Origin of the sequence: Rhodococcus sp. SBT000017 (assembly GCF_003688915.1) — a bacterium.
Classification (GTDB): domain Bacteria; phylum Actinomycetota; class Actinomycetes; order Mycobacteriales; family Mycobacteriaceae; genus Rhodococcoides.
Window position 1 is genome coordinate 220157 of record NZ_REFU01000001.1, and the last position, 13375, is coordinate 233531.

Annotated in this window: 13 protein-coding genes; 4 read left to right on the forward strand and 9 right to left on the reverse strand. The window is 65.9% G+C overall.

Going from position 1 to position 13375, the window contains the following annotated elements:
* Positions 1 to 6: 6 nt before the first annotated feature.
* Both AYK61_RS00845 and AYK61_RS00850 read right to left on the reverse strand, forming a co-directional pair.
* Positions 7 to 1365 (reverse strand): MFS transporter, encoded by a 1359-nt coding sequence (locus AYK61_RS00845; RefSeq protein WP_121869455.1) that lies wholly within the window; start codon positions 1363 to 1365, stop codon positions 7 to 9.
* Between the two features lie 180 nt (positions 1366 to 1545).
* Complete coding sequence (locus tag AYK61_RS00850; RefSeq protein ID WP_121869456.1) at positions 1546 to 2223, reverse strand: TetR/AcrR family transcriptional regulator; 678 nt, start codon at positions 2221 to 2223, stop codon at positions 1546 to 1548.
* Between the two features lie 110 nt (positions 2224 to 2333).
* Between AYK61_RS00850 and AYK61_RS00855 the strand changes: the two genes are divergently transcribed.
* Complete coding sequence (locus tag AYK61_RS00855; RefSeq protein ID WP_121869457.1) at positions 2334 to 3221, forward strand: shikimate dehydrogenase; 888 nt, start codon at positions 2334 to 2336, stop codon at positions 3219 to 3221.
* Positions 3218 to 5107: a sugar phosphate isomerase/epimerase and 4-hydroxyphenylpyruvate domain-containing protein gene (locus tag AYK61_RS00860; protein WP_121869458.1), complete on the forward strand. Its 1890-nt coding sequence runs from the start codon at positions 3218 to 3220 to the stop codon at positions 5105 to 5107. Before AYK61_RS00855 ends, AYK61_RS00860 begins: the two co-directional genes overlap by 4 nt.
* Before the next feature lie 7 nt (positions 5108 to 5114).
* On the opposite strand, the gene AYK61_RS00865 is transcribed toward AYK61_RS00860, so the two are convergent.
* The 6 genes from AYK61_RS00865 to pcaH are packed head-to-tail and all read right to left on the reverse strand — an operon-like array spanning position 5115 to position 11035.
* Entirely contained in the window at positions 5115 to 6326 is a 1212-nt protein-coding gene (locus tag AYK61_RS00865; RefSeq protein ID WP_121869459.1) for an acetyl-CoA C-acetyltransferase, read from the reverse strand.
* Positions 6319 to 7140, reverse strand: a complete 822-nt coding sequence (locus tag AYK61_RS00870) for an IclR family transcriptional regulator (RefSeq protein WP_121869460.1) — start codon at positions 7138 to 7140, stop codon at positions 6319 to 6321. The genes AYK61_RS00865 and AYK61_RS00870 overlap by 8 nt, the downstream gene beginning before the upstream one ends.
* Complete coding sequence (gene pcaD / locus AYK61_RS00875) at positions 7137 to 8318, reverse strand: 3-oxoadipate enol-lactonase (protein WP_121869461.1); 1182 nt, start codon at positions 8316 to 8318, stop codon at positions 7137 to 7139. The genes AYK61_RS00870 and pcaD overlap by 4 nt, the downstream gene beginning before the upstream one ends.
* Complete coding sequence (gene pcaB, locus AYK61_RS00880) at positions 8315 to 9664, reverse strand: 3-carboxy-cis,cis-muconate cycloisomerase (RefSeq protein ID WP_121872313.1); 1350 nt, start codon at positions 9662 to 9664, stop codon at positions 8315 to 8317. Before pcaB ends, pcaD begins: the two co-directional genes overlap by 4 nt.
* Positions 9665 to 9687: 23 nt before the next feature.
* Entirely contained in the window at positions 9688 to 10326 is a 639-nt protein-coding gene (gene pcaG, locus AYK61_RS00885) for a protocatechuate 3,4-dioxygenase subunit alpha (protein WP_121869462.1), read from the reverse strand.
* Positions 10319 to 11035, reverse strand: coding sequence for a protocatechuate 3,4-dioxygenase subunit beta (gene pcaH / locus AYK61_RS00890; protein ID WP_121869463.1), 717 nt, complete (start codon positions 11033 to 11035; stop codon positions 10319 to 10321). Before pcaH ends, pcaG begins: the two co-directional genes overlap by 8 nt.
* 108 nt (positions 11036 to 11143) lie before the next feature.
* On the opposite strand from pcaH, the gene AYK61_RS00895 reads away from it, so the two are divergent.
* Both AYK61_RS00895 and AYK61_RS00900 read left to right on the forward strand, forming a co-directional pair.
* A complete protein-coding gene (locus AYK61_RS00895; protein ID WP_183130118.1) occupies positions 11144 to 11893 on the forward strand; it encodes a CoA transferase subunit A in 750 nt (249 codons plus the stop codon).
* Positions 11890 to 12537, forward strand: coding sequence for a CoA transferase subunit B (locus tag AYK61_RS00900; protein ID WP_121869464.1), 648 nt, complete (start codon positions 11890 to 11892; stop codon positions 12535 to 12537). The genes AYK61_RS00895 and AYK61_RS00900 overlap by 4 nt, the downstream gene beginning before the upstream one ends.
* Here AYK61_RS00900 and fdhD read toward each other — a convergent pair.
* The gene (fdhD, locus tag AYK61_RS00905; RefSeq protein ID WP_121869465.1) at positions 12514 to 13359 is read right to left on the reverse strand and encodes a formate dehydrogenase accessory sulfurtransferase FdhD; all 846 of its coding nucleotides are present in this window, start codon (positions 13357 to 13359) and stop codon (positions 12514 to 12516) included. The two genes, AYK61_RS00900 and fdhD, sit on opposite strands and share 24 nt — an antisense overlap.
* Positions 13360 to 13375 lie beyond the last annotated feature (16 nt).

Sequence of the window (13375 nt, forward strand, 5' to 3'; positions counted from 1 at the left end):
TCTCGGTCAGACCGACGCGACGCGCGCGCTGTCGGTGGTGCGGGTCGGAACACCGAGCTCATCGGTGGGGGTACGGAAGGTCTCCTTCGAAGTCGCGACGATCACGACGTTGATGGTGCAGAAGACCGCGGTGACGATCGCGACGGGGAGCCACGCACCGACCTCGGCTCCAGCGATCGCGCCTGCGATGGTCGGCGCGAAACCTGCGATGGCGAAACCGATCTGGGTTCCCAGTGCGGTTCCGGTCAGGCGAACCCTGGCCGGGAACATCTCACCGTAGAACGAGGGCCAGACGCCGCCGGTGGCGCTGTGCACGAAACCGAACATCACGATGCCGAAGACGAAGATGAGGACGTAGTTGCCGCTCGAGATGGACCACAGGTAGCCGAACATCAGGATCGCGCAGCCGATCGAGCCGAACAGGAACACCGGCTTGCGGCCGATGCGATCCGACAGTGCACCGAAGAAGGGCAATGCGAAGAGTGCGACGACGTTGGCGAGAACGCCGACCCACAGCATGGGGGTGCGTTCGAGGCCGACGGTGTTCACGGCGTAGGACAGTGCGTAGACGGTGAAGATGGTGCTGACGGAGGCGATGACGGCGGCCAGCATGACGCGGATCACTGCCGGCCGATGCTCGCTGAGCAGTTCGGCCACGGGCAGGCGCTGCGGCTCGTCGGAGGCCACTGCTTCCTCGAAGACCGGTGTCTCGTCGAGCGAACGGCGGATGACGAAGGCGGCGACGACGACGAAAGCACTGAGGAAGAACGGGATTCGCCAACCCCAGCTGAGCAGTGCTTCCTCAGGGAGCATGGCGACGGGCAGGAATACCGCGGTGGCGAGAATCTGTCCGCCTTGGGTGCCGCTGAGGGTGAAGCTGGTGAAGAACGCGCGCCTGTTGTCCGGGGCGTGTTCGAGCGTCATCGAGTTCGCTCCGGCCTGCTCACCGCCCGCGGAGAATCCCTGGCACAACCGAAGCAGCACCAGGATGATGGGCGCGGCGATGCCGATGGATTCGTACGAGGGCAGCACGCCGACGCCCAGGGTGGCGACACCCATCAGCAGGACGGTGGCGACCATGACCTTCTTGCGTCCGTAGCGATCACCGATGTGGCCGAGGACCAGTGCGCCGAGCGGGCGTGCGAGGTACCCGACGCCGAAGGTGGCCAGGGCCAGCAGGGTGCCGGTCGCCGGGTTGGAACCCGGGAAGAACACGCGGCCGAAGACGAGTGCGGCCGCGGTGCCGTAGATGAAGAAGTCGTAGTACTCGAGGGCGCTTCCGACCCACGCGGCGGTCGCCGCTTTGCGCGGGTTCGCCCCGGGGCGAAGCGGCGTCGGGTGGGTGCCAGGGGTGTGCGAATCCATCGTTCTCGTGTCTCTCTTCGTGAGGCGGGGGAGCGTAGGCGCTGGTCGACGACGCGTTTCTCGGCGATCGGACCGCTAATGTACTAAATGGTTAACACCGGGTGCCTCTGAATAGTGAACGTGATCCATGCCACGTGTCAACCCCTGACGTGACGAGACCTACCGAGAAACCGCGAAATGTCAGCGAGATTGCGAGGTCAGGAACGCGATGATCATGTCTCCGAGCATCGAACGAAGACGGTCGCGATGCTGGGGATCGGTGAGGTCGCGGCCGAAGAGGGCCTCGAAGGTGTACCGATTCGACAGCCGGAACACGCAGAAGCTGCTGATCGTCATATGCACGTCGAGGGCGTCGACGTCGGTGCGGAACACCCCGTCGGCCTGGCCGCGCTCGAGGATGTTCGACAGCAGTTCCGCGGCGGGATTGCCGAGGTTGCTCAATGCCTCGGACGTGGAGATGTGTTCCCCGCGCAGGATGTTCTCGGTGGAGACCAGGCGGATGAAGTCGGGATTCTCCTCGTGATGGTCGAACGTCAGTGATGCGATGGCGCGAATGGCCTCGACCGGTCCGAGGCCCTCGACGTCCACGTCTCGTTCACGCTCGCGAATGCGCAGGTACGACCGTTCGAGTACGGCCTTGTACAGGCCTTCCTTGTCGGTGAAGTAGTAGTACAACATCCGCTTGGTCGTGTGCGTGCGCTCGGCGATCTCGTCGATTCGCGCTCCTGCGAAGCCCTTGTCCGCGAACTCCTCGGTGGCCACCTCGAGGATGTTGTGCCGGGTCAGGTCGCTGTTGCGTCGACGCTTGACGGTGGGTCCGCTGCTGTCGTCGGAGGTGTCGGTTGCGCGCGGAGCCATGGATCAACTCTATCGGTGCCGATTGCGGCGAAAGGGTTGGGCGCGAGCCGAACGCGTAGTACCGTCGAGCTAATTCACCAATTCGTACATTAAGGCTCGAGGAGATCGACATGCCGGAATCCCTGCTCTGCGGACTGATCGGGACGGGTATCGGCAAGTCGCTCACGCCCGCGATGCACGAACGAGAGGGCTCCGAGCACGGGCTGACCTACCAGTACCGGATCATCGACCTGGACAGCCGTGGACTGACCGTAGAGGACCTGCCCTGTCTCGTTTCCACCGCAGCGGACCTCGGATTTCGAGGACTCAACATCACGCACCCGTGCAAACAACGCGTCATCTCCTGCCTCGATGCGCTCTCCGAGGACGCTGCCCGGCTCGGAGCCGTCAACACCGTGGTGTTCGCCGACGGCCGAGCCGTCGGCCACAACACCGACTGGTCCGGCTTCGATCGCAACTTCGGCCGCGGACTACCCGGCGCCGACATCGGTGACGTGGTGCAACTCGGTGCCGGGGGAGCTGGGGCAGCCGTTGCCTATGCAATGGCCCGCCGCGGCGCAGGCAGGCTCACTCTCGTGGACGCCGATCCGCTTCGCGCGCAACAACTCCGAGAGTCCCTGTCGGTGATGTTCCCCGCTGTCGAGATCCTCTCGGCAGGCCTCGACCGGCTCGCCGCCGTTCTCGAAACCGCAACCGGCCTGGTGCATGCCACTCCGATCGGAATGGTCGAACATCCCGGATCTGCTGTGCCCGAGTCACTCCTGCATCCGAGGATGTGGGTCGCCGAGGTCGTGTATCGACCGGCCGAGACCGAATTGCTCGCTGCTGCATCCCTGGCGGGGTGCAGAACGCTCAGCGGAACCGGAATGGCGGTGTTCCAGGCCGCCGACGCCTTCGAGATATTCACCGGACGCACCGCCGACGCCGATCGAATGATCGCGCACATGAGCGCGCTGATCGCGCAGGAGGATCGCGCCACCGCAGGTGCACACGCATGAGCACCATTGCCACGTCGGTGGCCACCGTCTCTCTCAGTGGGTCTCTCGACGAGAAGATGCGCGCCATCGCAGACGCCGGGTTCGACGGTTTCGAGGTGTTCGAGCCGGACTTGATCAGCTCACCTGACCTTCCCGAGGATATTGCGAAGAAAGCAGCCGACCTCGGCTTGACCCTCGACCTCTATCAGCCCTTCCGCGACGCAGACTCGGCCGACCCGGAACAGTTCGCCCGCAATCTCGTTCGCGCCGAACGCAAATTCGACGTGATGGAACAGTTGGGGTGCGATCTGCTCTTGGTCTGCTCCTCGCCCCTGGCCGCTGCCGTCCGTGACGACGCCCTGCTGGTCGAACAGATGGCAACCCTCGCCGAGCACGCGCATCGGCGCGGAATGCGACTGGCGTACGAGGCGTTGGCGTGGGGTGCCCACGTCAGCACCTACCGCCATGCCTGGGACATCGTCCGGCAGGTCGATCATCCCGCGCTGGGAACGTGCCTGGACAGCTTCCACATCCTTTCTCGCGGTGACGATTCCGCAGGCATTCGCGAGATCCCCGGCGAGAAGATCTTCTTCGTCCAGTTGGCCGACGCCCCGCACCTGGTGATGGACGTACTGCAGTGGAGCAGGCACCACCGATGCTTCCCCGGGCAGGGCAGCTTCGATCTGGCGCGATTCGGTTCCGATGTTGTGTCCTCCGGGTATTCCGGCCCGTGGTCGCTCGAAATCTTCAACGACGTCTTCCGGCACTCCGACACCGGTCGTACGGCATCCGACGCGCATCGGTCGCTGCTGTACCTCCAGGAGCAGGTGCGCGGCGTCGAAACACCCTCCGCCGGCAACGATCTGTTCGCGCCGCCACCGCCGGGTCCGATCGAGAACGTCGTCTCCCTGCGGATCGCGGCAGGGCCTGCGAAGGCAGCGCAGCTGGGCACCACACTGCGGCACCTGGGCTTCGATCTGACCGCAGCACACAGCGAACACGGACTCAGCTTGTTCACCCAGGGTCCGCTGGCCGTCGCCGTCGACACCACGGTGGACACGCTGTGGACCGCACCGGGCGTCCCGGCTCACCTACCGGCGTTGGCCCAGATCGGGATTCGCAGCGAGCGCCCGGATCTGTGGCTGACTCGGGCACGCGCACTGGGAGTCACCGCGTCCACCGTCTCCATGCCCGGAGTGGCAGACGCGACCGATGCAGTGGTGCGCCTGGCCGTGACCGGTGCGACGTCGCTGGACCTACGCACCCGCGACAGTGCGGGTGCCTGGCAATCGGCATTCGATCTGGTGCCGAGGGTGGTGGAAGAGAACCGGGCGTGCGTCTCGCACGTGGATCACATCGCACTCGCCGTGCCTGCCGAGAGCTGGGACGGCGTGATGCTGCTGCTGCGCTCGGTGTTCGGCATGGTGCCACACGAGGGCCAGGACGTCGTCGACGCGATAGGCCTGGTACGTAGCCAGGCCCTCACACTCGCCACCGCCAACGGCACAATTCGACTCTCGCTCAACATGGTTCCCGGCCGCCCGTCCGAGTCGGACCCTCTGCCCGCGGCCCGGCGCGGAGGCGTCGGACATGTGGCCTTCGGGTGCGAGGACATCTACGCCGCTGCGAGAGCAATGACCGAACGCGGCCTCACCCCCCTGCGAATCTCACCCAACTACTATCGCGATCTCGACGCGCGATTCGGACTCGGCTCCGAGACCCTGGACGCGATGCAGCGTCTGGGGATCCTGTACGACGCGGACGCGACCGGCGGTGAGTTCTTCCACTTCTTCACCGAAACCGTGGGCGACGACCTGTTCTTCGAGGTGGTCCAGCGAGTGGGTGGATACGAGGGCTACGGGGAGACCAATTCGGCTGTGCGACTGGCGGCGCAACTGCAGTACTGACCGGTGATCAGCCGATTCGCTCGAACACCGCAGCGAGTCCCTGACCGCCGCCGATGCACATGGTCTCGAGTCCGTAGCGGACCTCTCGGCGGTCCATCTCGCGCAACAGCGTTGCCAGAATGCGGGCTCCGGTGGCACCGACGGGATGGCCGAGCGAGATGCCGGAACCGTGTGGGTTCAGCCGCGGATCGTCGGGGTCGATGCCCCAGGACCGGGTCACGGCGAGCGCCTGAGCGGCGAACGCTTCGTTGAGTTCGATGATCCCCATGTCGTCGAGACTCAGTCCCAGCCGTCCGAGTGCCTTCTCGCTCGCGGGAACCGGCCCGATCCCCATCGTGCGCGGGGCAACGCCTGCCACACCCCAGCCGGCCAAGCGCGCCAGCGGCCGAAGGCCCAGCGCGGCAGCTTTTTCCGGGGTGGTGACGATCGCGATCGCGGCACCGTCGTTCTGTCCGCTGGCGTTTCCTGCGGTGACGGTCGACTCGGGGTCCAGCGACGCGCGGATCGCCTTCAGCTTCGCCAGTGACTCCACGGTGGTATCGGCCCGCGGATGCTCGTCGGTAGTGACGAGCATCGGATCCGATTTACGTTGGGGGACCGATACTCCCACGATCTCCTCGGCGAAGACACCGCTGTTCTGCGCGGCGACTGCACGTCGGTGGGACTGGACTGCGAGTGCGTCCTGGTCGGCGCGGCTGATGGAAAACTCCGCGCGCAGGTTCTCTGCGGTTTCGATCATCCCGCCGGGCACCGGAAAGTTCTTGCCACCCGCGGTCACTCGCGCCCGGGCGAGGCGGTCGGACAGAGCCACGGCCTCGGCCTTGACGCCCCAGCGCATGCCGGTGGCGTAGAACTCGGTCTGACTCATGCTCTCCACGCCGCCGGCCAGAACCAGATCGTTGCCGCCGGACTGGACCTGCATGCACGCCTGCAGTACTGCCTGCAGACCGGAGCCGCAGCGGCGGTCGACCTGCATCCCGGGGACGTCGATCCCCAGATCGGCATCGAGCGCCGCAATGCGTCCGATGGCCGGTGCATCGCCGTTCGGGGACGCCTGGCCGAGGATCACATCGTCGATGTCGGCACCGGAAATGCCCGTGCGGGCCACGAGTTCCGCGATCACCGTACCGGCCAGAGCCTGGGCGGAGATATCTCGGAACTGGCCGCCGAAGCGACCGACCGGGGTCCGAAGTGGTTCACAGATCACGGCATCAGGCATGGGTGGTTCCTCGCTTGTCGTTGGGTCCGGTGCTCACCCGGAGCAGGTCGATCTCGATGGCGCGGGTGGCGTCGAGCAGAGCCGGTAGCAGTTCGGTGCGCACCGCATCGGCGGAATGGCGCGCGGCCTGGGTCGAGACGTTCGCCGCGGCTACCACTGCGCCGTGTCCGTCGCGGATGGGAGCCGCGATCGAGCGCAACCCCTCCTCGAGTTCCTGATCCACCAGGCAGAAGCCGTCGGATCGGACCCGGTCGAGTTCGCGTCCGAGCGCATCGGGGGTGGTGATTGTCTTACCGGTGAGAGGAGTCAAGCGCACCCGATCCAGGTAGGCCGCGAGTTCGTCGGCAGGCAGTCCGGCCAGCAGCACGCGGCCCATCGATGTGGCGAACGCGGGGAACCGGGTGCCGATGTTGATGCCGACGGTCATGATGCGGCTGACCGGAACACGGGCGACGTACACCACGTCGTCACCGTCGAGAATCGAGACCGAGGACGACTCGCGCACCCGTTCGGCGAGAGCCTCGAGGTGCGGTCCCGAGACTTCCGGGAGCGACAGGCTCGACAGGTAGCTGTAGCCCAGCTCGAGCACTCGTGGGGTGAGCCAGAACATCGAGCCGTCGGTACGGACGTAGCCGAGTTCGACGAGGGTGAGCAGGAAACGCCGGGCCGTGGCTCGGGTGAGGTCGGTGGCTCGGGCGACATCGGAGAGTGTTCGACGCGGATGCTCGGCGTCGAAGGCCCGGATCACCGCGAGACCGCGGCCCAGCGACTGGACGTAGTCCGAGGACGGCGGCGGTGATTCCGCGGAGTTCACGAGGTACCCGATCGGGTCTGCGCCGAGGCCTCGGCGATGGCCGCGTTCGCGAGACCGAATGCACTGTTGCTGTTCGGAACTCCCGCGTACACGGCGGTGTGCAGGAACACCTCCGCCAGGCTGTCCGGCGTCATGCCTGCTCGCAGGGCGGCCCGGATGTGCATGTCGAGCTCGTGCTGATTGCCCACGGCCGTCAGGATCGCCAGCGTCAGCAGCCGGCGGGTGTGGTGATCGAGTCCTGGGCGATTCCAGATGTCACCCCATGCGGTGCGGGTGATGAAATCCTGGAACGGTGCGGTGAAGTCGGTTCGTGCGGCAATGCTGCGGTCGACGTGCGCATCGCCGAGGACGCTGCGCCGCACCGCCATTCCGGCATCGTGGGCAGCTGCGCGTCCGGCCGCATACGCATCCGATCCGATGTGTGCGGCAATTGCCGCGGTGACGGGCCCGGCTTGCTCGACGTTGGCCAGATGTGCGGCCGGGTCGAGAACCCGGAACGTCGATCCGATGACGCCGTCGGCGATGATCTTCAGGTCCTCGGGGGTGGTCGAGGGATCCTGCCGGCCGGCGATCACCAGTGTCGGAGCGGTGATTCGGTTCAGATCCGCACGAGAATCCCAGTCCGACAGTGCCTCACAGCATGCGGCGTAGCCCTCGTCCGAGGTGTCGGCGATCATCCGGCGATGCCGGTCGACGAGATCGGCGTCGCGAGCGGCCAGTTCGGGGGTGAACCAGCGCGCGAGTACGGCGTCGGCCAGCGACGCCGTTCCCGCCGCTCGGACTGCTGCGGCCCGGTCGAGCCATTGCGCCGGCTCACCGAACTTCGCCGAGGTGCACAGCAGTGTCAGAGTCCGCACTCGCTCCGGGCGATGGATGGCGATCCACTGCGAGACTGCGCCGCCGAGCGAGAGGCCGACGATGTGAATACGCCGAAGATCGAGTGAATCGAGTAGTGCCAGAACATCTTCGGCGAGTTCGGCCACCGAATAGGGGCCGGGTGGGACCGGAGACTGTCCGTGCCCGCGAAGGTCGACGGCGAGAACGTGAACGGAGGCGGAGAGCGTTCCGATCTGCGGGTTCCACATCGATCGATCGGAGCCGAGCGAACCGATCAGCATGACGGTCTCCGCGTCGGGGCACGGCCCTTCGGTGCGTTCGTGAGCAAGTGCGACGGTCATCGTGAACCCTTCGATTCTGTGGTGTGTTCGGAGTCGAGGGCATGCTCGGCGAGGATCGCGTCGACCAGCTCGGGTGCGTGGCCGAGATATGCGGCCGGGTCGAGGAGTTCGCGCACCGTCGACGGTGGGAGGAATACCGTGATGGCAGGGTCGCTGTCGAGCGGTGCCCCCGCCGCGCATCGCGCAGTGACTATCTCGCGGGCCTGCTCGGTGTGCGCTGCCAATGCCGCGGTGACACGTTCGGCGAGCAGCGCTCCGCCCGTCTTGTCGAGATTGCGGGCCATCTCGTCCGGATGAACATGCAACCCGCTCAGGCTCTGCGAGAGTCGATGGGCGGCACCACCGGTGAGGCGCAACAGATCGGTGATCGTCTCCCACTCGGCGTGCCACGCTCCCGCGGCGCGCTGATGTTCGTGGTCCATGTTCGACAGCACCGTGGCCACAGCACCGGGGACCCGCCGGGCCGCAGCGCGAGCCGTGACAGCGGCAACCGGATTGCGCTTGTGCGGCATCGCCGATGATCCACCCGGCGCGTCCTCCGAGACCTCACCCAACTCGGTGGCGGACATCGACACGATGTCCTGGGCGATCTTGCCGATCGTGCCTGCCGCGATACCCAAGGAGCACGCGATATCGGCGATCGCGGTGCGGTCGGTGTGCCAGGGCGCGTCCTGTCGAGCCAAGCCCAGTTCGACGGCAAGCGCCGCGGCGATGGCCGGTCCGTGGGGATACACGGCAGCGAGAGTGCCTGCAGCCCCGCCGTACTGGACGGTGCATGCCCGTCGAACGGCGGCGACCCTGGTCTGCGCGCGGCGCAACCCCGAGAACCAGTTCGCAGCCACCAGGCCGAAGGTGGTGGGCAATGCCTGCTGTCCGAGAGTGCGGGCCGCCATCGGGGTGTTCCGGTGGGTCAGGGCGAGACCTCGAGCTGCCGCACTCGCGGCGTCGAGCGAGGCCTCGATGACACCGAGCGCATCGCGGCAGACGAGCATCAGCGCGGTGTCCATGATGTCCTGGCTGGTGGCCCCGGGATGCACTGCCGTGGCAGGAACCTCGGCCTCGGCCACCTGGTTCCGGAGGACCTTCACCAACGGGATCACCGGATTGCCCCCGGCCGCCGCATCCACTCCGAGCCTCACGATATCCAGGTGCGCCCCGAGTTCGGTCGCAGCAGTGGTGACGACCTCGGCGTGAGCGGCCTCCACGAGACCGACCGTGACTGCGGCCCGAGTCAGCGCCGCCTCGACGGCGAACATCGCTGTCACCCAGGCTCGGTCGCCCACACGCGGCCCGACGGCATCGCTACCGAACGTCGGATCGAACAGTGCCCCTCGCTCGGATTCCATCGTCCCCTTTCGCCACTCGTGTGTCACAGCGCGAAGAACGGAGTCTCGTCGCCGTCCGGATCGGTGTTCTGCAGCACGATGTCGAGGTGATACCCACCGTGCACCGGTGCTGAAACGAGTCTGGCACGCTTGTGCTCCGGGATGGCGGACAACACCGGATCGACCGCATTGGCCTCGGCTTCGTCGGGAAAGTAGACCCGCGTCACGGCTCGATCGAGCATTCCACGGGCAAAGATTCCGACGTCGATGTGCGGTGCCTCGACGGCATCGTTCTCGGCGGGAAGCGGCCCAGGCTTGATCGTCGTGATCGTCATCGTTCCGGTCTCGTCGGCGAACGCTCGTCCGAAGCCGCGAAAGCCCGGGGTGCGTGACGGTGCCGCGCCGCGCGGATCGTCGGGGTGATCGAACCGGCCGTCGGCATCGGCCTGCCAGGTCTCGATCATGGCGTCGGATATGGGGTTTCGGGCTCCGTCGATCAGTGTGAACGACACGGTGATCTCGCCGTCGGTGCCCTGCGGAACCACGCTCTCACCGTCGGGCCACAGCAGTCCGATATGAACGTAGGGGCCCACAGTCTGGGAGGGCGTCTGGCCGAACGGTGCGGTGGTGAAGTCGGCACCGGTGACCACCGGGTAGCGCGGGGCGAACTCTGATTCAGTCATCGTGATCGTCTTCCTCGAAGGGTGTGGCGTCCCGGCCGCGCAGTACGATGTCGAATCGAAATCCGAGGGCCCAGCTGTCCTGTGTCGCTTCGTAATCGAACGTGCTGATCATTCGGGCACGCGAGTCTTCGGGCGCGGCGTTGAAGATCGGATCCTGGAAGAACATGGGGTCGTCCGGGAAGTACATCTGGGTCACCAGTCGCTGAGTGAACGCCTGGCCGAACAACGAGAAATGAATGTGGGCGGGCCGCCACGCGTTGTGGTGGTTGCCCCACGGATACGCGCCCGGCTTGATCGTGGTGAATCGATATCTGCCCTCGGCATCGGTGAGTACGCGACCGGTGCCGTTGAAGTGCGGATCGAGTGGTGCAGGCCACCGATCGGCGGTGTGACGGTATCGACCGCCTGCATTGGCCTGCCACACCTCGACGAGGGTGTTCGGAATCGCCTTGCCGTCGCTGTCGAGCACGCGGCCGTGCACGATGATCCGCTGCCCCTGTGCCTCACCGTCGTTCGCCAGGGTGAGGTCCGCGTCGGCGGCGGTGACGCGTCCCTCGCCCAGCACCGGTCCGGTGATCTCGGTGAGTCGCTGGGGGAGCAGGGTCAGCGGCTGCGCGGGATGCCGAAGGGCGGTGGTCCGGTACTCGGGGAAGTCGAGCGGGGCATGGACCCCCGATTGATCCCGATACTCGGGCGGGAGATGAAGCATCGAAGTGTCCTCACGATCGTGGTGATCTACGCAACAGCCAGAATAGCGAGATGTTCGCATTGTGGCAACCTGTTCATATTCCGCACAAAATGCGGTAGCGTGCATCTCATGTTGGACAAAGTCGTGGCCAGCGCCACCGAAGCCGTAGCGGACATTCCCGACGGATCGTCGATCGCCGTCGGCGGATTCGGATTGGTCGGAGTGCCGGAAATCCTCATTGACGCGGTGCTCGCGCAGGGTGCGACCGATCTGGAAACCATCAGCAACAACTGCGGAACGGATGGCTTCGGCTTGGGAGTGTTGTTGGCGCACCATCGCATTCGCCGGACCATCAGCTCGTACGTCGGTTCGAACAAGGAGTTCGCGCGGCAATATCTCTCCGGCGAGCTCGAAGTCGAACTGACCCCGCAGGGCACCCTCGCCGAGCGACTGCGGGCCGGCGGTGCCGGCATACCGGCGTTCTTCACCCCCGCAGGAGTCGGAACTCAGGTCGCAGACGGCGGATTGCCGCTGCGCTACGACGGCAGCGGCGGAATCGCACTGGCCAGTCCGCCCAAGGAGACCCGTGAATTCGACGGTGTCACCTACGTGATGGAACGCGGAATCGTCGCCGACTACGCGCTCGTCCACGCATGGAAGGGCGATCGCCACGGCAACCTGGTGTTCCACGCCAGCGCGCGAAACTTCAACCCGCCGGCCGCCGCGTCGGGGCGCATCACCGTCGCACAGGTCGAGCACCTCGTCGAGCCGGGCGAGATCGGACCCGACGAGGTGCACACCCCGGGTATCCACGTGCAGCGGGTGGTCCACGTCGGACCGGTCGAGGTCGGCATCGAGCAGAGGACGGTACGAGCATGAGCGAGAAGATGACCCGCGAACAGATGGCGGCCCGGGTAGCGCAGGAACTCGGCGACGGTCAGTACGTCAACCTCGGCATCGGCATGCCGACTCTCGTGCCCAACTACATTCCCCTGGACGTCTCGGTGATCCTGCATTCGGAGAACGGAGTGCTCGGCGTCGGACCTTATCCCACCGAAGACGAACTCGACGCCGAGATCATCAACGCGGGCAAGGAGACCATCACGGTCCTTCCCGGTGCGTCCTACTTCGATTCCGCGCAGTCGTTCGGAATGATCCGTGGCGGACAGGTCGACGTCGCCGTACTGGGGGCGATGCAGGTCAGCGCCACCGGTGACCTGGCGAACTGGATGATTCCCGGGCACATGGTCAAGGGGATGGGTGGCGCGATGGATCTGGTGCACGGAGCGCGACGCGTCATCGTGATGATGGAGCACGTCTCCCGCAAGGGTGAGCCGAAGATCCTCGAACGGTGCTCTCTGCCGCTCACCGGCAAAGGCTGCGTGCACCGAATCATCTCGGACATGGCCGTTCTCGACGTCACCGAACACGGACTGCGCCTGATCGAGACTGCTCCCGGTGTGTCCGTGGACGAGGTCAGAACTGCGACCGCCGCCGAACTACTGGTCGACGCTGCCGTCTGATACTTCGACGCGGTCGGCGTGAGAGTAGATGTTCATCGACGGACCGCGCAGGAAGCCGATGACCGTCAGGCCGGATTCGGTCGCGAGATCGACCGCCAGTGACGAGGGTGCCGAGACCGCTGCGAGAATCGGTATTCCAGACATCACCGCCTTCTGTGCCAACTCGAACGAGGCGCGGCCGCTGACCATCAACACCGTGCCCTGCAAGGGGATTCGATCGTTGGTCACCGCCCAGCCGATCACTTTGTCAACGGCGTTGTGGCGTCCGACGTCCTCACGTAGAACGAGCATCTCGCCGTCTGCGGTGAAGAGGGCGGCGGCATGCAGACCGCCGGTCGCATCGAAGACCTTCTGCGCTGCCCGCAACGTGTCGGGTAGCCCGGAGAGAGTATCGGACGTCACGACGACCGAATCGGCCACGGGGGAATGCTTGGTGCGCAATCGAATTGCATCCAACGATCCCTTGCCGCACACCCCACACGAGGACGTCGTGTAGAAGTTTCGTTCGACGCCGGTCTCCGGCGGAGCGACACCCTCGGCCAGGGTGACGTCGAGGACGTTGTAGGTGTTCGCGCCCTCGTCGTCGACCCCGTCGCAGTAGCGAGCCGCTGCGATGTCGGCTCCCGAGGCGATCACGCCTTCGGTCAGCAGGAAGCCGTGAGCGAGTTCGACGTCGTGGCCGGGAGTTCGCATGGTGACGGCGAGCGCCGCGCCGTCGACTCGCAACTCGAGCGGCTCCTCCACCACGAGAGTGTCCGGGCGTTCGACGCGGTGCCCACCCCTGAGCCGGATGACGGGCCTGCGGGTGGTGATGCGGCCCATCAGTATCGGCTGGATT

Coding starts and splice junctions, on each gene's coding strand:
- AYK61_RS00845 (WP_121869455.1), bottom strand. CDS start 1,365: ATGGATTCGCACACCCCTGGCACCCACCCGACGCCGCTTCGCCCCGGG.
- AYK61_RS00850 (WP_121869456.1), bottom strand. CDS start 2,223: ATGGCTCCGCGCGCAACCGACACCTCCGACGACAGCAGCGGACCCACC.
- AYK61_RS00855 (WP_121869457.1), top strand. CDS start 2,334: ATGCCGGAATCCCTGCTCTGCGGACTGATCGGGACGGGTATCGGCAAG.
- AYK61_RS00860 (WP_121869458.1), top strand. CDS start 3,218: ATGAGCACCATTGCCACGTCGGTGGCCACCGTCTCTCTCAGTGGGTCT.
- AYK61_RS00865 (WP_121869459.1), bottom strand. CDS start 6,326: ATGCCTGATGCCGTGATCTGTGAACCACTTCGGACCCCGGTCGGTCGC.
- pcaD (WP_121869461.1), bottom strand. CDS start 8,318: ATGACCGTCGCACTTGCTCACGAACGCACCGAAGGGCCGTGCCCCGAC.
- pcaB (WP_121872313.1), bottom strand. CDS start 9,664: ATGGAATCCGAGCGAGGGGCACTGTTCGATCCGACGTTCGGTAGCGAT.
- pcaG (WP_121869462.1), bottom strand. CDS start 10,326: ATGACTGAATCAGAGTTCGCCCCGCGCTACCCGGTGGTCACCGGTGCC.
- pcaH (WP_121869463.1), bottom strand. CDS start 11,035: ATGCTTCATCTCCCGCCCGAGTATCGGGATCAATCGGGGGTCCATGCC.
- AYK61_RS00895 (WP_183130118.1), top strand. CDS start 11,144: ATGTTGGACAAAGTCGTGGCCAGCGCCACCGAAGCCGTAGCGGACATT.
- AYK61_RS00900 (WP_121869464.1), top strand. CDS start 11,890: ATGAGCGAGAAGATGACCCGCGAACAGATGGCGGCCCGGGTAGCGCAG.
- fdhD (WP_121869465.1), bottom strand. CDS start 13,359: ATGGGCCGCATCACCACCCGCAGGCCCGTCATCCGGCTCAGGGGTGGG.